Annotated in this window: 17 protein-coding genes; 2 read left to right on the plus strand and 15 right to left on the minus strand. The window is 72.0% G+C overall.

The features are described 5' to 3' along the window. Positions 1 to 26: 26 nt before the first annotated feature. The 9 genes from B2P18_RS05645 to def form a co-directional block, all read right to left on the minus strand. Positions 27 to 1,070, minus strand: coding sequence for a L,D-transpeptidase (locus B2P18_RS05645; protein ID WP_019287024.1), 1,044 nt, complete (start codon positions 1,068 to 1,070; stop codon positions 27 to 29). Positions 1,071 to 1,469: 399 nt separating this feature from the next. Further along, positions 1,470 to 1,874 (minus strand): cytochrome c oxidase subunit 4, encoded by a 405-nt coding sequence (locus B2P18_RS05650; protein ID WP_239263256.1) that lies wholly within the window; start codon positions 1,872 to 1,874, stop codon positions 1,470 to 1,472. After that, entirely contained in the window at positions 1,874 to 3,640 is a 1,767-nt protein-coding gene (ctaD, locus tag B2P18_RS05655; RefSeq protein ID WP_239263258.1) for a cytochrome c oxidase subunit I, read from the minus strand. The genes B2P18_RS05650 and ctaD overlap by 1 nt, the downstream gene beginning before the upstream one ends. Further along, complete coding sequence (gene coxB / locus B2P18_RS05660) at positions 3,640 to 4,563, minus strand: cytochrome c oxidase subunit II (protein ID WP_376783725.1); 924 nt, start codon at positions 4,561 to 4,563, stop codon at positions 3,640 to 3,642. The genes ctaD and coxB overlap by 1 nt, the downstream gene beginning before the upstream one ends. A gap of 136 nt (positions 4,564 to 4,699) precedes the next feature. Next, a complete protein-coding gene (gene aat, locus B2P18_RS05665; protein WP_286956608.1) occupies positions 4,700 to 5,398 on the minus strand; it encodes a leucyl/phenylalanyl-tRNA--protein transferase in 699 nt (232 codons plus the stop codon). Beyond that, the gene (locus tag B2P18_RS05670) at positions 5,395 to 6,375 is read right to left on the minus strand and encodes a carbohydrate kinase family protein (protein ID WP_286956612.1); all 981 of its coding nucleotides are present in this window, start codon (positions 6,373 to 6,375) and stop codon (positions 5,395 to 5,397) included. Before B2P18_RS05670 ends, aat begins: the two co-directional genes overlap by 4 nt. A 116-nt stretch (positions 6,376 to 6,491) precedes the next feature. Continuing rightward, positions 6,492 to 6,869 carry a HesB/IscA family protein gene (locus B2P18_RS05675; RefSeq protein ID WP_019287018.1) on the minus strand — a complete coding sequence of 126 codons (378 nt, stop codon included), beginning with the start codon at positions 6,867 to 6,869 and terminating at the stop codon, positions 6,492 to 6,494. A gap of 149 nt (positions 6,870 to 7,018) precedes the next feature. Further along, the gene (locus B2P18_RS05680) at positions 7,019 to 8,218 is read right to left on the minus strand and encodes a glycerate kinase (protein ID WP_286956620.1); all 1,200 of its coding nucleotides are present in this window, start codon (positions 8,216 to 8,218) and stop codon (positions 7,019 to 7,021) included. After that, a complete protein-coding gene (gene def / locus B2P18_RS05685; protein ID WP_286956633.1) occupies positions 8,215 to 8,883 on the minus strand; it encodes a peptide deformylase in 669 nt (222 codons plus the stop codon). The genes B2P18_RS05680 and def overlap by 4 nt, the downstream gene beginning before the upstream one ends. A gap of 109 nt (positions 8,884 to 8,992) precedes the next feature. Here def and B2P18_RS05690 point away from each other — a divergent pair, with 109 nt between their 5' ends. Together B2P18_RS05690 and B2P18_RS05695 are read left to right on the plus strand one after the other, a co-directional pair. Further along, positions 8,993 to 9,592, plus strand: coding sequence for a DUF3043 domain-containing protein (locus B2P18_RS05690; protein WP_286956635.1), 600 nt, complete (start codon positions 8,993 to 8,995; stop codon positions 9,590 to 9,592). Beyond that, the gene (locus tag B2P18_RS05695; protein ID WP_286956637.1) at positions 9,589 to 10,425 is read left to right on the plus strand and encodes a methyltransferase domain-containing protein; all 837 of its coding nucleotides are present in this window, start codon (positions 9,589 to 9,591) and stop codon (positions 10,423 to 10,425) included. The genes B2P18_RS05690 and B2P18_RS05695 overlap by 4 nt, the downstream gene beginning before the upstream one ends. 84 nt (positions 10,426 to 10,509) lie before the next feature. Here B2P18_RS05695 and B2P18_RS05700 read toward each other — a convergent pair whose 3' ends face one another. From B2P18_RS05700 to B2P18_RS05725, 6 genes are read right to left on the minus strand one after another with little or no spacing between them, the layout of a single operon-like run. Next, positions 10,510 to 11,904 carry a serine hydrolase domain-containing protein gene (locus tag B2P18_RS05700; RefSeq protein WP_239263270.1) on the minus strand — a complete coding sequence of 465 codons (1,395 nt, stop codon included), beginning with the start codon at positions 11,902 to 11,904 and terminating at the stop codon, positions 10,510 to 10,512. Positions 11,905 to 11,906: 2 nt separating this feature from the next. Next, positions 11,907 to 12,128, minus strand: coding sequence for a hypothetical protein (locus B2P18_RS05705; RefSeq protein WP_019287012.1), 222 nt, complete (start codon positions 12,126 to 12,128; stop codon positions 11,907 to 11,909). 38 nt (positions 12,129 to 12,166) lie between these two features. Then, positions 12,167 to 13,237 (minus strand): uroporphyrinogen-III C-methyltransferase, encoded by a 1,071-nt coding sequence (cobA, locus tag B2P18_RS05710; protein WP_239263273.1) that lies wholly within the window; start codon positions 13,235 to 13,237, stop codon positions 12,167 to 12,169. Next, positions 13,234 to 15,009: a nicotinate-nucleotide--dimethylbenzimidazole phosphoribosyltransferase gene (cobT, locus tag B2P18_RS05715; protein WP_239263276.1), complete on the minus strand. Its 1,776-nt coding sequence runs from the start codon at positions 15,007 to 15,009 to the stop codon at positions 13,234 to 13,236. The genes cobA and cobT overlap by 4 nt, the downstream gene beginning before the upstream one ends. After that, entirely contained in the window at positions 15,006 to 16,205 is a 1,200-nt protein-coding gene (locus B2P18_RS05720) for an aminotransferase class I/II-fold pyridoxal phosphate-dependent enzyme (protein ID WP_051273940.1), read from the minus strand. Before B2P18_RS05720 ends, cobT begins: the two co-directional genes overlap by 4 nt. After that, entirely contained in the window at positions 16,202 to 17,581 is a 1,380-nt protein-coding gene (locus B2P18_RS05725; RefSeq protein WP_286956647.1) for a cobyrinate a,c-diamide synthase, read from the minus strand. The genes B2P18_RS05720 and B2P18_RS05725 overlap by 4 nt, the downstream gene beginning before the upstream one ends. Between the last annotated feature and the right edge of the window lie 21 nt (positions 17,582 to 17,602).

The raw sequence follows: 17,602 nt of genomic DNA on the forward strand, positions 1-17,602 counted from the left end.
CACTCCACGGGACTCTTACCCTCGGTTCAGCGCAGGGCGCTCTGCTGCTGCCACTGCGGCCAGGAGTACTGCCAGACCCCGATGCCCTCGGTGGGCTTGAACGGGCGGTCCGAGCCGGTGAACTGCACGACGTCGCCCACCATGGAGCTCTCGAACATCCAGCGCGCGTCGTCCAGACCCATGTTGGTGCAGCCGTGCGAGACGTTGCGCCTGCCCTGGGCCCACTGCGACCAGGGGGCCGCGTGGAGGAACTCCCCCGTCCACGTGATCCGCATGTTCCACTTCGTGTCGAGCTTGTAGTACTCCGGGTTGCCCTTGGGGATGCCGACGGTGGCGGAGTCCATCGTCATCGCGCCGACCTTCTCCATGATGACCTTGGTCCCCGACCGGGTGATGAAGCCGGGCTTGCCGGTGGTGACGGGGATGTTCTTGACCTGCTGCCCGTCCCGCACGACCGTCATATGATGCGTCTTCATGTCGACCGTGCTCACCTGCGAGCGGCCGATCGTGAAGGTCTTGGTGTCGTTCCTCCCGACATACTTGCCCTCACCCGTCTGCAGCCCGGCGAGCCGAGCGTCCATGGTGACCTTGGTCCCCGGCTTCCAGTAGTCCTTGGGCCGCCACATCAGCTGCCGGTCGTCGAGCCATCCCCAGGATCCCTCGACGGCCGGCTCGGTGGTGACCTTCATGCTGCGCTCCACCTCGGCCCGTTGCTGGGGCGTCTTGACCGACGAGGCGAACTGCACAATGGCCGGCATGCCGACGCCGACCGTGTCGTCGGAGGGCAGCAGCGTGTACTTCGCGGTCGTCTCGGGCTTGAGCGTCCGGAAGGACGAGGTCGCGGTCTGCGACCGCCCGTCGGCGAGGGTGACGACCGAGCGTACGGAATAGGCCGAGTCCAGGCCGAGACGGCTGGCAGGCGTCCACACCCCGTCCTTGACCGTCCCGGGAACCTTGGCTCCCTTGTCGTCGGTCACGACGACGTCGGTGACGGTGCCACCCGAGGCGGCGACCTTGACGGGCGCCCCAGGCTCGATGCCGCGCGCCCGGTCGGCCGGCGTCACCGTCACCGTGGCAGGAGCAGAGCGGGGCCGCGCGGTCGTGGAGGACGCCGCAGGGGTCTGTGAGGCGCTCGGGGTCGCAGACCGTGCCGCTGGACCCCCCGATGCGGTCTGGCCCCCGGAGCAGCCCGCCAGGGCCGTCAGTGCCGTCATAGCCGTGGTGACCGCGAGAGCTGTCGTCGCGTCGGCGCGCGTCGTCCGGAACATGCGTGGATCTCCCCCTGAGTGAACGTCCTGGATCCCCGCCCAGGCTAGTCGAACAAATGTGACCGAGAGTGACCGACGGTCACACGGTGGCCAGATCGTGACCGGGAGACCGCTGCTGCGCGACGGCTCGACCAAACGCATCGAGCGCGCGCACAGGCCCCGAGGACATGACGTCCCCGGGGCCCGGCAGGTTGCACGTGGTCAGACCGCGTGCTCCCCGTGGAAGAACTCGAACACCCAGCCGATGAGGCCGATGATCCCGAGGCCCGCGGCCAGCAGGAAGAACCACCAACCGACGGCGATGCCCATGAACATGAGGGCAGCCGCGCCGGCCAGCATGATCGGCCACCAGGACTTGGGGGCGAAGAAGCCGTAGTCACCCTCGGCGTCGGCGATCTCCCCACGCGGGTTGTCCTCGGGACCGACCGCAGGCAGGCGCTTGGCCGTGGCGTGGATGTAGAAGGCCGACATCCACATCTCGGGCACGAGCAGCAGCAGCGCCACGACACCCACCGGCTCCGACCAGCTGGTCACGAAGCCGTAGATGATGCCCACCGGCAGGAAGAAGAAGCCCAGGATGGTGAAGAGCTTGACGGCGGTGCGCATCAGTGGCGGTCCTCTCGGTGCGCGGCGGTGGAGGTCGCACCGTCACGCCGGCCGGAGTCCGTGCCGAGACGCTGCATGGTGGCCGGGTCGGCCTGCGGGTGGGCACCCTCGGAGTCCGGGTGGTGCAGGTCCCACGCGGGACGCTCGGAGCGGATCCGCGGGATGCTGTCGAAGTTGTGCCGCGGCGGCGGGCAGGACGTGGCCCACTCCAGCGAGGCGCCGTAGCCCCACGGGTCGTCGACCAGGACCTTGGGCGCGTGGCGCGCGGTGTGCCAGACGTTGTAGAGGAAGGGCAGCATCGACAGGCTCAGGATCACGGCGAAGACCGTCGAGATCTGGTTGAAGAAGGTGAAGCCGTCCTCGGGCAGGTAGTCCGCGTAGCGGCGCGGCATGCCCTCGACACCCAGCCAGTGCTGGATGAGGAAGGTGCCGTGGAAGCCGATGAAGAGCATCCAGAAGTGAACCTTGCCGAGCGTCTCGTCGAGCATCTTGCCGGTGAACTTGGGCCACCAGAAGTAGAAGCCGGCGAACATCGCGAAGACGACCGTGCCGAACACCGTGTAGTGGAAGTGCGCGACCACGAAGTACGAGTCGGACAGGTGGAAGTCCATGGCCGGGCTCGCGAGGATGACGCCGGTCAGGCCGCCGAAGCAGAAGGTGACGATGAAGCCGATCGCCCAGATCATCGGGGTCTCGAAGGTGAGCGAGCCACCCCACATCGTGCCGATCCAGTTGAAGAACTTCACGCCGGTCGGGACGGCGATGAGCATCGTCATGACCGAGAAGAAGGGCAGCAGGACCTGGCCGGTGACGTACATGTGGTGGGCCCACACCGACATCGACAGGGCGGCGATGGCCACGGTCGCGAAGATCAGGGTCTTGTAGCCGAAGATCGGCTTGCGGGAGAAGACCGGGATGACCTCGCTGATGATGCCGAAGAACGGCAGGGCGATGATGTAGACCTCGGGGTGGCCGAAGAACCAGAAGAGGTGCTGCCACAGCACGGGGCCGCCGTTGTCCGGCGAGAAGATGAACGAGCCGAACTTGCGGTCCGCGCCGAGCGCGAAGAGAGCCGCGGCCAGGACCGGGAAGACCATGATGACGAGCAGCGACGTCACCAGGACGGTCCAGGTGAACACCGACATGCGGAACATCGTCATGCCCGGCGCACGCATGCACAGGATCGTCGTGATGAAGTTGACGGCACCCAGGATCGTGCCGAAGCCACCGAGGGCGAGGCCGAAGACCCAGAGGTCACCGCCCAGGCCGGGGCTGTAACTCGCGTCCGACAGCGGAGCGTAGGCGAACCAGCCGAAGGACGCCGCGCCGTTGGGGGTGAGGAAGCCGAACGCCGCGACGAGGCCACCGAAGAGGTACATCCAGTAGGCCAGCGCGTTGAGCCGCGGGAAGGCGACGTCCGGTGCGCCGATCTGCAGCGGGACCAGCGCGTTCGCGAAACCGGCGAACAGGGGCGTCGCGAACAGCAGCAGCATGATCGTGCCGTGCATGGTGAAGAGCTGGTTGAACTGCTCGGGGTTGTCCACGATCTGCAGCCCGGGGCCGAACAGCTCGAGGCGGATCAGCAGGGCGAGCAGCCCGCCGATCATGAAGAACGCGACGGAGGTCACGAAGTACATGTTGCCGATCACCTTGTGATCGGTCGTCGTCAGCACGTTGGCGATCTGCGTGCCGATCGACTTCTTGCGTCGCTCGTCCCGGATCTGTCGGGGCGTCTGCGGCTCACGGGTCGTGGTTGCGGTGGCCATCAGTTGCTGCTCCCCTGCGTCGTCGGGATCTTGGCCTGCTCGGCCGGCTCGAGCTTCTCGCGGTTGAGACCGTTGGGCAGCTGACCGGTGCGCCCCGAAGCCTTGAGGTCGGCGATGTGCTTGTCGTAGTCCGCCTGGGAGACGACCTTGACGTTGAACAGCATCTCCGAGTGGTAGGCGCCGCAGAGCTCGGCGCACTTGCCCTTGTAGTCACCGATCCGGTCGGGGACGACCTGGAACTTGTTGACCCGTCCGGGGATCATGTCGAGCTTCTGCTGGAAGGCCGGGACCCAGAACGAGTGGATGACGTCGCGGCTGGTCAGGACGAACTCCACTCGCTTGTCGACGGGCAGGACCAGGGTCGGGAGCGCCGCCTCGGCGCCGGGCTTGCCGTCGAGCTTGGCCTGCTTGCCGGCCACGTAGGTGTTGGCCTCGACGTAGTTGAAGTCCCAGCTCCACTGCTTGCCCACGACATTGACGGTCACGTCGGGCTTCTTGGTCGTGTCCAGCAGCGCAGCCTCGTCGCGCGCGGTGTAGAAGAACAGCACGCCCACCATCAGGATCGGCACGACGGTGTAGAAGATCTCCACGGGGACGTTGTAGCGCAGCTGCGCCGGGTAGCCCGTGTCGGTCTTCTTGCGCTTGAACGCGACCATGCAGTAGATGGTCAGGCCCCAGACGATGCAGCCCACGACCAGCGCGGCGATCCACGACCAGACCCAGAGGCTCTCGATGCGCTGCGTGGAGGTCGTCGCTCCGCGGGGGAGGAAACCGCGCTGCGCGGCCTCGCTGCACCCGCTCAACAGCGTGGTCAGTACCACGAGACCCAGGCCGCCCGTCAGGAGACGGGAGCGCTTGGTTGCTCGCGATGAGTCATTGTGCCTGCGCAACAGACGCACCTTCCGACATGGTGAAGCACTCATACAGGGAACAGACAACTCGAACCCTACCCTGTGAATGGCCCAGATCGCCTCCCCGCACACGCCGCGTGGACCCGTTGCTCGGCAACTCGTGATGTGAGTCGCGCCGCACTGCTCCGACCCCGGATCTCGGGGCGGCTCAGCGCCATACGGCCGGCAGCGGGCTCCGCAGGAGCCGGGGCAGGCGAGCCAGGTAGGCCGCCCGCGGGACCTCCGTGATCCCCAGCCCGGCGAGGTGGGGGGTGCTCCACTGAACGTCGACCAGGCGGTCACCGCCGGACGCGCGGACGTCCTCCAGGTCAGCCGTGAGCAGGTCGACCAGCCCGACGAGCGCGACCTTGGAGGCATCGGTCGTCCGGTGGAACATCGACTCCCCCGCGAACAGACCCCCGACCGCGATGCCGTACAACCCGCCGACGAGCTCGCCCCCGTCCCATGCCTCGACGCTGTGCGCCCAGCCGAGCCCGTGCAGCTCGGAGTAGGCGCGGGCCACGGCCGGCGTGATCCACCTCCCCGAGCGGGAGGGATCGGCGCAGCCGGCCACGACCTCGTCGAACGCGGTGTCGACGCGCACCTCGAGGCGCCGGCACGAACGGCGCAGGGAGCGGCTGACCCGCAGGTCACCCAGCTCGAGGACGCCGCGCGGGTCCGGGGACCACCAGCCGAGCGGCCCTCGCCCGCCCTCCCCCAGACCCATGGGAAAGATGCCGGTGCGGTAGGCCGCCAGGAGCGTCCCGGGGCTCAGGTCGGCGCCGACGCCCACGACGTCCTCCCCCGGCTCGGCGCCGTCCAGCGTGAGGTGCCAGGGGCTCGGCGGCGGCTCGACCGGCGGGGTCACCTCAGCGTGACCGCAGCGGCCAGCTCGTCCGCGGCATCCTGGCCGTAGACGTCCGCCAGCCGGGCGTAGAAGCCCTCGTGGTCGAGGTGGTACTCCTGGGTGCCGGTGGTCTCGAGGACGTGCGTGGCGAGCATGGAGCCCAGCTGGGCCGACCGCTCGTGCCCCAGGCCGGCCGCGACGCCGGCCAGGAACCCCGCCCGGAAGGCGTCACCGACGCCCGTGGGGTCGACGACCGTCTCGGTCAGCGCCGCCGCCACCCGCACGGGCTCCTGGCCACGGGCAATGATCTCGGCGCCGTCCTTGCCGCGCGTCGTCACGCGGACCCGTACCCGGTCGGTGATCTCGTCGACGGTCCACCCGGTCTTCTGCGCGGCGAGGTGCAGCTCGTACTCGTTGGTGAACAGGTAGTCGGCACCGTCGATCAGCCCGCGGATGGCCGGGCCGTCCATGAACGCCAGCTGCTGGGACGGGTCCGCGGCGAAGGGGACGCCGAGCTCGCGGCACTGCTGCGTGTGCCGGGTCATGCGCGCGGGGTCGCTGGGGGCGATGACCACCAGGTCGACCTGACCCAGCTCGCGGACGACCTGGGCCAGGTCGATGCGGTTGCCCTCGTTCATCGCGCCGGCGTAGAACGTCGCCATCTGGGCCAAATCGCGGTCGGTCGTGCACACGAAGCGCGCCGTGTGCTGGTCCTGCGAGCGGTGGACGTGGTCGCAGTCGACCCCGTGGTCCACCAGCCAGGTCTGGTAGTCGGCGAAGTCCTTGCCCACCGCGTCGACGAGGACCGGGCGCTGCCCCAGGGCGGCGAGTCCGAACGAGATGTTGGCACCCACGCCCCCGCGCCGGATGTCGAGGCGGTCGGCCAGGAAGGAGACCGAGATCTTGTCCAGCTGCTCCACGAGCAGGGAGTCGGCGAAGCGGCCTTCGAAGGTCATGAGGTGGTCGGTCGCGATGGACCCGGTGACGAGGATCTGCACGCGCCGACCCTACCGGAGCGACGCGAGAGGGGCGGCCCCGCGAGATCGCGGTGCCGCCCCTCGGGCGCTCGACGTGCTTGGTGGTGCTGTGCCGCTCGTGGTGCTGCGGGTGCGGCTCAGCTGAAGGAGTCGCCGCAGGCGCAGCTGCTGCCCGCGTTGGGGTTGTCGATGGTGAACCCCTGCTTCTCGATCGTGTCGGCGAAGTCGATCGACGCGCCGTCCAGGTAGGGGGCGCTCATCCGGTCCACCACGACTCCGACACCGTCGAAGTCACGGACGAGGTCACCGTCGAGGGTGCGCTCGTCGAAGTAGAGCTGGTAGATGAGACCGGAGCAGCCGCCGGGCTGCACGCCCACGCGCAGCCGGAGGTCGTCGCGGCCCTCCTGCTCGAGCAGGCTCTTGACCTTGACGGCGGCGACGTCGGTCAGCTGCACCCCGTGCGTGGCAGCGTCGACCGAGTCAGCGCGCGTCTGGGTGTCGTCCTGAAGACTCATGAGCAGTCTCCTCCATGGTTCGGGATCCCCCGCACAGGTCGGCGGGATACGAACAACAACCTTCGCACACGGCTCCGTGTTCCCGGAAATGGCGCGCGGACGAGATGTGGGGGCGCGACGGCAGAGGACTGCCGGGTGTCAGCCGGGCGTCAGCCGGGCGGCGTGGTGCCGGACGCCGATGTACTCGGCGGCGCGGGCGACCAGGTGCGGGCCACCCGCTCGGCGCGTGCGGTGAGGCTGCCCGCGGGATCCGCCATCGCCCGGGGGACGGCCGTGATCGAGTCGGCGACGGGATAGATGCCCGTCACGCCGATCGCCGCGCACTCCCGGCGCCCGACCAGGCTCTGACCGGGTATGACGACCACCGGCCGCGCGTGGCGCAGCGCCGTCTCGCCCAGCACGGCGGGCACCCGGCCGCGCAGGCTCGCCCAGTCCAGCCGGCCCTCCCCCGTCACCACCAGGTCGCAGGCGGCCACGGCATCGTCGAGGTCGAGCGCGGCGGCGAGGACCTCGCCCACCGGCTGCACCGTCCCGCCGAGGACGAGCACGGCATAGCCGATCCCCCCGCCCGCACCTGCACCCGCCAGCTTGTCCACACGATGGCGTCTGCCGGTGAGCAGGTCGGTCGGGCCGGGGACGACACGTCCGACGGCGTCGACGAGAGCTCCGAGCCTCCGCTCGAGGGCCTGGGCCTGCTCAGGGGTCGCCCCTCGAGACGGTCCCTGCTGGGCCGAGGTGCCCTGGAGCCCGAGCAGGGGCAGCTCGTCCGGCGTGGCCACGACGAGCTCGACCTTGGCCTCGATCAGAGATCCACGGAGGTCGCCGAGCCAGTCCAAACCCTCGACCTCGTGCTGAGGTCCAGCTGGCAGCCCATCGTCGGGGGACGGTCGACGGGCGAGGGCACACCACAGGCCATAGCCACCGTCGTTGCACAGCAGGTCCCGGACACCGATCACCACCGAGGACGCGCCGGCCGCGATGGCTTCGCGCACGAGCTGCCCCACACCGTGGGACGAGGTGCGCCAGGGGTCGCGGCTGTCGGCCGGCAGGAGGGCGGGGCCGCAGGCCTGGGCGGCCTCGACATACGCGACCGTCCCTCTCGGGCCGTCGAGCAGCAGCACGACGCCCGGCACCTCCCCACCCAGCGGGCCCCGCACGGTGGTGGCCAAGGTCCTGGCCCCGGGCAGGCTGCTGAGCACGTCGACGAAGCCCTCGCCGCCGTCCGACAGCGGCAGGGTCTGGACCTGGTCGTGCGGCGCGGCACGACGCCAGCCCTGCGCGATCGCGTCCGCGGCCAGGGCGGCCGTCAGGGTGCCGCGGTAGGCGGTCGGGGCGACGAGGATCCTCACCGGCGCTCGGTCTCCCCGCCCTCCGGGACCGTGACCTGGTCCGACCCCCGGGCCCCCTCCACGATCTCGACGTCGCCGTCGGCGTCCACGTCGTCATGACCGAAGGGATCCGCGTCGACGCCCGGCATCCAGGTCAGCCCGGGGACGTTCCAGCCGTTCGCCTTGAGCATCCGCTTGCCCTTGCGGGCCCAGCGCCCCTCGAGCCGGTCGACGTACAACGTGCCGTTGAGGTGGTCGTACTCGTGCTGCATGCATCGAGCGAACCAGCCGGTCGCGTCCCACTCCAGCCGGTTGCCCTCGACGTCCTGCCCGATGACGTGCGCGCGCAGCGGGCGGACGAGGGGGAAGGACTCGCCGGGGACCGAGAGGCAGCCCTCGGCGTCGTCGTGCGGGTCCGGGTCCTCGGACGGCTTGCCGGAGGTCGTGACCACGGGGTTGATCACCACCCCGCGGTGCGGCACGCCGTCGTCGTTGGCCATCTCGTAGGTGAAGATCCGCAGCCCCACACCGATCTGGGGGGCCGCGAGGCCCACGCCGTTGGCGGCGTCCATCGTGGCGTACATGTCCTCGACGAGCTCCCGGAGGGCGTCGTCGAACTCGGTCACCGCCTCCGCGCGACGGTGCAGCACGGGCTCGCCGTAGATCACGACGGGACGGACGGACATGCGAGGACTCCTTCGGCAGGGCGATCGGCGAGGTCGAGCCTACCGTCGGGCGAGCGGGCGTCCGTGAGCCGTGCGGCCGGCGACCTCGTGGGCCGATAGGCTGACCCTCGTGCTAGGACGCAAGAAGACCGAGGCCGCGACCCTCGAGCAGCTCGAGGAGCAGGCCCACACGGACCGCCCCGGGGCCAAGAACCGCCCCACGCCCAAGCGGCGCGAGGCCGAGGCCGCCCGGCGGCGACCGCTCATCGAGACGGACCGCAAGGCCGCCGCGCAGCGCGACCGCGCCGTGTCCCGCGAGGAGCGCGCCAAGCAGCAGCAGGCCATGATGCGCGGCGAGGAGTGGGCCCTGCTCCCCCGCGACCGGGGCGTGGCGCGCCGCTACATGCGCGACTACATCGATGCGCGGTGGAACATCGCGGAGTTCACGATGCCCGCGCTGATCGTGGCGATGATCCTGTCGCTGCTGGTGGGGCAGCTCAAGAACCCCGGCCTGATCACGGCGGTCATGGTCCTGACCTACGGCGTCATCCTGCTGGGCGTCGTCGAGCAGACCCTCGTGCACTACGCGATGAAGCGGAAGTTCGCGGCCACCCACCCGGGCGAGATCTGGCCCCCGCGCGCCGGTTTCTACTCCGGGATGCGCGCCTTCCAGCTGCGCCCGACGCGCGTGCCTCGTGCGCAGGTCAAGCGGGGCGAGAAGCCCCGGTGACCGAGGCGGGCTTCGACGCCGGTCGCGACCGCTGGCTCGACCGCCAGGGGCTGCTGCGCAACGTCGTGCGCCAGGAGCTCGTCCGCCGCCAGCTCGAGGTGCACCTCGCCCTACCCCCGGCGAGCGTCCTCGACGTGGGCGCCGGCCAGGGGACGCAGGCGATCCACCTCGCCCGCCAGGGCTACGAGGTCGTCGCCGTGGAGCCCGACCCCCAGATGCGCGCCGCCTGCGAGGCTGCCCTCGCCGCCGAGCCGGCGGCCGTCCGCGGCCGGATCTCGGTCCTGGACGGCTCGCTCGAGGCCCTGGACACCATGGCGGCCCTCGAGGGCCGCACCTTCGACGCCGTGCTCTGCCACGGCGTCCTCATGTATGTCGACGACCCCAACCCCGCCCTCCGTGCACTGGGACGCCGGGTCCACGTGGACGGCATCGTCTCCGTGGTGGCGCGCAACGCCGGAGCCATGGCCTGGCGACATGTGCTGCGCGGCGACTTCGCCCAGGCGCGCACGGTGCTGGACGAGGTCGACCGGTCAGGGTGGGACCGGCGCGACCCGCGCTACACCAACGAGCTCGGTGTCGACTGCCGCGCCGACTCGCTGGAGCGGCTCGGCGCGTTCTTCGGCGGGATCCGGTGCTCCTTGGAGTACTGGTACGGCATCCGGACGTTCACCGACGGCGTGGCCGTCGACACCCCGGTCCCCGAGGACCCGGCCGAGCTCGCCGAGATCCTGGCGGTGGAGGAGCGCCTCGGCCGCACCGAGCCGTATCGCCGGATGGGCACGCTGATGCACCTCGTGGGGCGTCGCGGCGAGGGCCGCGGGCCGGTGCTCTAGACCTGTCCTTGACCTGGTCAGGACCTGCTCAGGCCCTCCTGAGGACCGGCGCCGGACCACAGCGAGCATCGCTCGTCGCTACCGCTACCTGCTCTGGAGCTCGGCGAAGGCCAGCGGTTCGCGCGTGACGGCGTAGGTCGCGAAGTAGAGCTTGGTGATCCGTCCGTCGGCGTCGCGGACGAGCTCCAGGCGCTCACCGCGCTCGCGTCCCTCGACCGCTCGGTAGAGATCGCGGTCCACCTGCTCGTAGCGCGTGTCGTCGAGGGCGCCGCGAGACCCCGGCATCGTGGACCACAGGGCGTCCCCCCGGATCTCGAAGTCCAGGGGCGAGCCCTCGCTCCACCACCGCCCCAGCAGCTCGCCACGCTCGTCGTCCCGCCGCGACGGCGTCCACACGCAGGGCGTGGTGGGCTCGTGGTCCAGCAGGGCGCACAGCAGGTCGGTCGCGAGGCCGAGGGGAGCCGGGCCGGACGTCGCGTTGGCGAAGACCACGGCCCCGACCCGGTCGCGGGGCCGGAAGCGCAGGCCGGTCAGGAAGCCGGGCATGGCGCCACCGTGACCTGCGAAGACGCGCTCGCCCCGGCGGAAGAGTCCGAAGCCCAGCCCCTGGCCCGTGGTCCAGTCGTCGGGGTCCGCCATGATCACCGGGCTGCACATCTCGGTGACCGTCTCCGGCGCCAGGACGTCGAAGCGTCCCGGGTCGGAGCAGAACGCGGCGTAACGACCCAGGTCGGCGACGGTGGACCACAGGCCGCCGAGCGGGGCGGTCGAGCGCAGGTCGATCACCGGCTCGAGGGTCGCCGTGCGCGCGTGCGGGTGGATCTGGTAGCCGTGCGCCCGGTCCTGCTCGTCCGGCACGAGACCGGTGCGCGTCATACCGAGCGGGTCGAGCACGACCTCGCGCACGACGTCCTGCCAGGGTCGCTCCTCGACCCGGGCGATCACCTGCCCGAGCAGCGCGTAGGCGAGGTTGGAGTAGTGGAAGGCCCGCTGCGGGGGCAGGACGCGCTCGGCGCGGACCAGGTCACGCAGGAGCCCGTCCTCGTCGGGGGCCTCGAAGGACTCCCACAGGTGGCCGGCGGGCTCGCGCTGCAGGCCGGAGGCGTGGGCAAGCAGCGACCGCAGCGTCAGGTCGCCGAACGGCGTGCCGGGCAGCAGGTCGTCGAGCGTGTCCTCGACCGACAGCCGGCCCCGGTCGCGCAGCGCCATGATGGTGACGGCGCTGAAGGTCTTGGTGACCGACCCGATGAGGTACTGGGTGTCGTCGACGGCGTTGCGCGCGGGGGCGCCCCGATCACCGTCCTCGGCGCCGCGGACGAGCTCCCCGTCCAGCCGGGCCGAGCCCACGTGCGTCGACCACACCAGGCGCCCGTCCCGCACCACCCCGGCGCTCACGCCGGGGCTGCGCCACTCGTACTGCGCCGTGCCGACCAGGTGCTGCAGGGAGCGGGCCAGGTCGGCGGGCAGCGGGTCGGCCACCGTCACTCCCCCATCGCCTGCAGCGACATGGGTCCGTAGACGACGTCCTCGCCGCGCAGCAGCGTCACCGCGTCGACGCCCGCGGCCTTGACGTCCTCCCACTCCTGGGCGAACCACGCCTCGGCCTCGCCCTGGCTGGGAAAGGTCAGCGCCGGCAGCGCCTCGGAGGTCGTCGGGCGGCCCTCGGCGTCGAGGTAGGACCAGGTGTAGGCGTCGTTGCTCATGGCGCCAACCCTAGTCCGGGCGGTGGCACGGTGGGCGCTCAGGACAGTGCGGCGACGTCTCCGACGACGGTGACCGCCGGGGGCACCAGACCCTCCGGCACACCGTCGGCGGCGAGGGCTGCCAGGGTGGTGCGAACGGTGCGCATCGAGGGCAGCCCGCCGTCCATGACGCAGGCGACGGGCGTCCGGTCGTCACGGCCGGCGGCCAGGAGCGCCACGGCGATCCGCGGCAGCGTCTCCACGCCCATGAGGACGACGATCGTCGTGCCGGCGCGCGCGAGGGCGTCCCAGTCGACGGTGCTGCGCGGGTCGTCGGGGGCCGCGTGCCCGCTGACGACGGTGAAGCCCTGCACCGTCCCGCGGTTGGTGACCGGGATGCCGGCGAGCTCGGGGACGGACACGGCCGACGTGACGCCGGGGACCACCTCGACCGGCACGCCGGCCTCGCGGCAGGCCAGGACCTCCTCGTAGCCGCGCCCGAACACGAACGAGTCCCCACCCTTGAACCGCACCACGCGTCGTCCGCGCAGGGCGTGCTCCACCAGGACGCGGTTGATCTCCTCCTGCGGCGTGAAGCGGCCGCGGGGGATCTTTGACACGTCCACGACCTCGACGTGCGCGGGGAGGTCGGCGAGCAGGCTCACCGGCGCGAGGCGGTCCGTGACGACGACGTCGGCTGCCCAGAGGGCGTCATACCCGCGTCTGGTGAGCAGTCCGGGGTCGCCGGGGCCGCCGCCCACGAGGACCACCGAGCCGGCGCGCTCCCCGGCCTCCTGCCCGGTCGCCTGCCCGTCCGTCTCCAGGCCGTATGCCGGGATGCCCGCCACGGCGGCGAGCTGCAGCACGTCCGGCCCCTCGGACCGCTCCGCGGGGGTGCGGGCGTCGACGACCAGGCGCGAGGCGGCCACGACCTCGGCCTCGGTCACGTCCGCACCGCGCGCGACGAGGCCGCGGTCGACCAGGTCCTCGAGCGCAGGGACGAGCTCGTGCGCGACGACCGTGACGTCGGCGCCCCGCTCGCGCAGCTGGACGACCTCGGCCAAGGCCCCGGCCCCCCCACCGGCCACGAGGACCGGGACGCCGGCGAGCCGCCAGCCCGGTGCGGTCATGCGTGGGCCTCGACGTCCGCCACGTCCCGTCCGGCCTCGGCGTCCTTGCCGCTCACCCCGGCGGACTCGAAGGTCGCGACCTCGGTGAGCATGCGGACGGCGAGCTGGACGTGCGGGACCGCGAGGGCGGCGCCGGTGCCCTCCCCGAGCCGCAGGTCGAGGTCGACGAGGGCCTCGAGCCCGAGGGTCGACAGCGCGGCCAGGATGCCGGGCTCGACGCCGGCGTGCCCCGCGACGAGGTAGTCGACGCAGTCGGGAGCGAGGGCCTGGGCCACCAGCGCGGCGGAGCAGACGATGACGCCGTCGAGGATCACGGGGGTGCGCTGCGCCGCGGCGGCGAGCAGGAAGCCGACGATCGCGGCGTGCTCCAGGCCTCCCACGGCCGCGAGGGCCGCGACGGGGTCCTCGCTGGTCGCGCCGTTGGTGCGGATGGCGCGCTCGACGACGGCGACCTTGGCGGCGCGGCCGGCCTCGTCCAGCCCGGCGCCACGACCGGTGACCTCCTCGGGCGCGCGCCCGGTGAAGACCGAGATCAGCGCGGCGGCCGGGGTCGTGTTGCCGATGCCGACCTCGCCCGCCAGGAGCAGGCGGTTGCCCTGGGCGACCAGGTCGCGGGCGACGTCGATGCCGACCTCGATGGCCTCGTGGACCTGCTCCAGGGTCATGGCCGGGCCCTGCGTCATGTCGGCGGTGCCGCGGGCGACCTTGCGCACGAGCAGGCCGGGCATGGCGGGCAGGTCAGTGGCCAGGCCCACGTCGATCACGTCGACCTCGGCACCGACCTGGCGGGCGGCCGCGTTGCACACCGCCCCGCCGGTCGCGATGTTGGCCGCCATCTGCACGGAGACCTCCTGCGGCCAGGGCGAGACGCTGTGGGCCTGCACCCCGTGGTCGCCGGCGAAGACCGCCAGGGCCACGGGGGACGGCGGTGCCGGAGGCCAGGTGCCGCACGCCGCCGCGACGCGTTCGCCGGTGGACTCCAGCAGCCCCATCGCCCCGGGGGGCTTGGTCAGCTGCGCCTGGCGCTCCTGCGCCCTCGCGAGGACCGCGGCGTCGGCAGGCGTGATGGCGGCGATCGTCTCGTCGAGCAGGGACACGGGAGCTCCTCCGGGAAGGGTGCGGGTGGACCAGTTCTCATCATGCACGGCCCACGCGAGCGGCCGGCGGCGGGCCCAGCCCGTCGTCTGAAGCTCGGGGGCGGGCGGGAACGCGCTGACGTGGCCGACGCACAGGTAGGCCACGACCTCCAGGTGCTCGGGCAGGCCCAGCTCGCGGGCCAGCTCGTGCGGGTCGAAGAAGCTCACCCAGCCCACGCCGAGACCCTCGGCGCGGGCGGCGAGCCAGAAGTTCTGGGCCGCGGTGGCCGTGGAGAAGCTCGTCATCCGGGGGTCGGCGTGGCGTCCGATGGTGTGCGGGCCGCCGCGCGTGGGGTCGCAGGTGATGACGACGTTGAGCGGGGTCTGGCAGATGGCCTCGATCTTGAGCCCGTCGAACATCCGTTGCCGCTCGCTCGGCAGGCTCGCGGCGAACCGGTCGCGCTGCCGCTGGGCGAGGCGCTGGATGCGCCGTCGTCGCTCCTCGTCGCGAACCAGCACGAAGTCCCACGGCTGGCTGAACCCGACGCTCGGCGCCATGTGCGCGGCGGCGAGCACCCGCGTCAGGGCTGCGTCGTCGATCGGGTCCATGGTGAACGTCGAGCGGATGTCCCGTCGCTCGCGGATGACGTCGTAGACGGCGCTGCGTCGCGCGTCGTCGAAGGCGTTGGTGCTCATGGGATCTCCTCCAGGACGGCCCGTATGCCGCCCGCCAGCTCGGACACGGGGCCGGCGTCTCGCGCGGCGAACCGCAGCCAGGTGTCGTCGAGCCCCCGGAAGGTGTCGCCTCGTCGCACGGCGATCCCCTTGGCCCGCAGTCCTTCTCGCAGGGCGGCGGCGCGGGGGTGCTGGGCGAGGACGAACGGTCCGTCAGGATCGACGGGCACGTGCAGACCTCGCGCGCGCAGCGTGTCGGCGAGGTGGGCGGCGTTGCGGCGCAGGCGCTCTCGCTGCGCGTCGCGGAAGTCGCGGCCCTGCGGGGTGCAGACGGCGAGCACGGCGGCGAGGGCGAGCGAGCTCACCGACCAGTGCGGCTGGTGGTCGCGCAGCCGACGGACGACGTCCGGCGAGCTCACGACGTAGCCCGCCCTCAGGCCGGCCAGCCCGTAGGTCTTGGTGAGGCTGCCGGTCACGATGATCGGCCTGGTCCGGTCGCCGCTGGTATGGCCGGAGCTGGTCAGGCCGGCGTTGGTCAGGTCGGCGTTGGAATGGCCGGCGCTGGTCAGGGGGGCGTTGGTCCTGTGGGTGCCGGACGCCGCGTCCCGCACCAGCGTCTGCGTCGGGTCCGTGGCGACGTCGAGGAAGGCCTCGTCCACGAGCAGGACGCGATCGGGCGGGGTGGTGGCGGGATCCACCAGGCGGAGCAGCTCGGCGCGTGGGTGCAGCCGTGAGGTGGGGTTGGTCGGGTTGCCGACGACGACGAGGTCGGGCGCCACCGGGCTCGCTGCGGAGCCGCATCCCGCCTCGATCGCGGCCGGGTCGAGCGCCCAGCGGTCGGCCCGGTCGAGCAGGTGGGCGGTGAACGCCGACCCGGCGTGCAGCAGCGCCTGCCCGGGCTCGGTGAACTGCGGCTCGACGACGAGTGGTGCGCGCCATCGCGTGAGGTGGGCGACGAGGGTGAAGGCCTCGGCGGACCCGTTGGTCAGGAGCACGCACTCGGTGGGCACCCCGAGCTCGGCCGCCAGGGCCGCGGTCGCCGGCGCGGCGTCGGGATAGGCGGCCAGGCGCGGGATCTCGCGGGCGATCGCCTCGGCGAGGAACGCCGGCGGCTGGTCCACGGCCACGTTGACGGCCAGGTCCAGGCGGGCGCCGCGCGCGTCGACGTCGCCGTGATGGCCAGCTGCGGGGTGCGGGGGCTGGTCGGGGGTCGTCATGGTGCGTCCACCAGCGCACCGGTGAGCCGGCCCACGAAGGAGCGGGCCAGGTGCGGCTGCCCGGCCCAGTGGACGTGCAGGTAGGACGCGTGCACGCTCCCCTGCACGACCCCCTCGGCCCGGTGGCCGCCGTCGCGGTCGGCCCACGCCCACGCCGGCGCGTGGTCGGTGTCGCCGGACACGACCTGCGTGCGGTGGAACTCGTGGCCCGTGACCCGGGCGCCGGCCGGTCCGAGGACCGAGTCGGTCAGCGCCACCGCCGACAGGTAGCCGAGCGTGAGACGGTGGCCGAACTCCGCGTGCGTCGGCAGGACGCCGGCCATCCGGTGCCCGTCGAGGGTCTGCCCGAGATAGAGCAGTCCGGCGCACTCGGCGCTCACCGGCGCTCCTGCCTCGGCCAGCTCCCGGATGGACCGCAGCAGAGGCACGTTGGCGGCGAGCTCGAGCGCGTGGACCTCGGGGAAGCCGCCCCCGATGACCAGTCCCGACACGCCAGAGGGCAGCTCGGCGTCCACGAGCGGGTCGAAGACCTCCACCGCCAGCCCGGCGGCGGCGAGGAGCTCGGTGGTCTCGGCATACCCGAAGGTGAAGGCCCGTCCACCGGCGACCGCGACGCGTCCTCGCGACCCGGCCGGCGCGGCCAGGGGGCCGAGCGCGTCGGACGGCGACCAGGGCTCCCCCTCGAGATCCGGTGCGGCACCAGCGATCTCGAGGAAGGCGTCGAGGTCCACGTGCGCGCTCACCATGTCGGCGAGGGCGTCGACGGCGGCCGCGGCCTCCGGCGAACGTTCGGCGGCGGGGACCAGTCCGAGGTGCCGCGACGGGACCACGACCTCGGGGACGCGGGGCACGCAGCCGATGACCGGGATCCCCGTCTCCTCGATGCCGTCCCGCGCCTCGGCCTCGTGACGCGGCGAGGCGATGTTGTTGAGGATGACGCCGGCGATGCGCACCGCGGGGTCGAACCGTGAGTAGCCCAGGACCGTCGCGCCCACCGAGCGCGACGTGTGCGCGCCGTCCACGACGAGGACGACGGGCGAGGCGGTGAGCGTCGCGATGTGGGCCGTCGACGCGAATCCCCGTGCGCCCAGCTGGCCGTCGAAGAGCCCCATGACGCCCTCGACCACCGCCACGTCCGCCAGGGTCGGGACCGTCGCGCCGTGCAGCAGCAGCGGCACCACGCGGTCGACGCCCTGCAGGTGCGGGTCGAGGTTGCGCCCGACCCGACCGCACGCGGCCGCGTGATAGCCCGGGTCGATGTAGTCGGGACCCACCTTGTGCGGCGACACCTGGATCCCCTTGCGGGACAGGGCAGCCAGCATGCCCGTGGTGATCATCGTCTTGCCGCTGCCCGACCCGGGGGCGGCGATCACCACGCGGGGCAGCCGCGTCGACGG

Origin of the sequence: Arsenicicoccus sp. UBA2120, assembly GCF_002330965.1 — a bacterium.
Taxonomy (GTDB): domain Bacteria; phylum Actinomycetota; class Actinomycetes; order Actinomycetales; family Dermatophilaceae; genus Arsenicicoccus; species Arsenicicoccus bolidensis.

What these genes read in the sequence shown, in the direction of transcription:
- B2P18_RS05650 (WP_239263256.1), bottom strand. Translation starts at nt 1,874, where the DNA reads ATGCGCACCGCCGTCAAGCTCTTCACCATCCTGGGCTTCTTCTTCCTG.
- ctaD (WP_239263258.1), bottom strand. Translation starts at nt 3,640, where the DNA reads ATGGCCACCGCAACCACGACCCGTGAGCCGCAGACGCCCCGACAGATC.
- coxB (WP_376783725.1), bottom strand. Translation starts at nt 4,563, where the DNA reads ATGAGTGCTTCACCATGTCGGAAGGTGCGTCTGTTGCGCAGGCACAAT.
- B2P18_RS05675 (WP_019287018.1), bottom strand. Translation starts at nt 6,869, where the DNA reads ATGAGTCTTCAGGACGACACCCAGACGCGCGCTGACTCGGTCGACGCT.
- def (WP_286956633.1), bottom strand. Translation starts at nt 8,883, where the DNA reads ATGTCCGTCCGTCCCGTCGTGATCTACGGCGAGCCCGTGCTGCACCGT.
- B2P18_RS05705 (WP_019287012.1), bottom strand. Translation starts at nt 12,128, where the DNA reads ATGAGCAACGACGCCTACACCTGGTCCTACCTCGACGCCGAGGGCCGC.
- cobA (WP_239263273.1), bottom strand. Translation starts at nt 13,237, where the DNA reads ATGACCGCACCGGGCTGGCGGCTCGCCGGCGTCCCGGTCCTCGTGGCC.
- cobT (WP_239263276.1), bottom strand. Translation starts at nt 15,009, where the DNA reads ATGAGCACCAACGCCTTCGACGACGCGCGACGCAGCGCCGTCTACGAC.
- B2P18_RS05720 (WP_051273940.1), bottom strand. Translation starts at nt 16,205, where the DNA reads ATGACGACCCCCGACCAGCCCCCGCACCCCGCAGCTGGCCATCACGGC.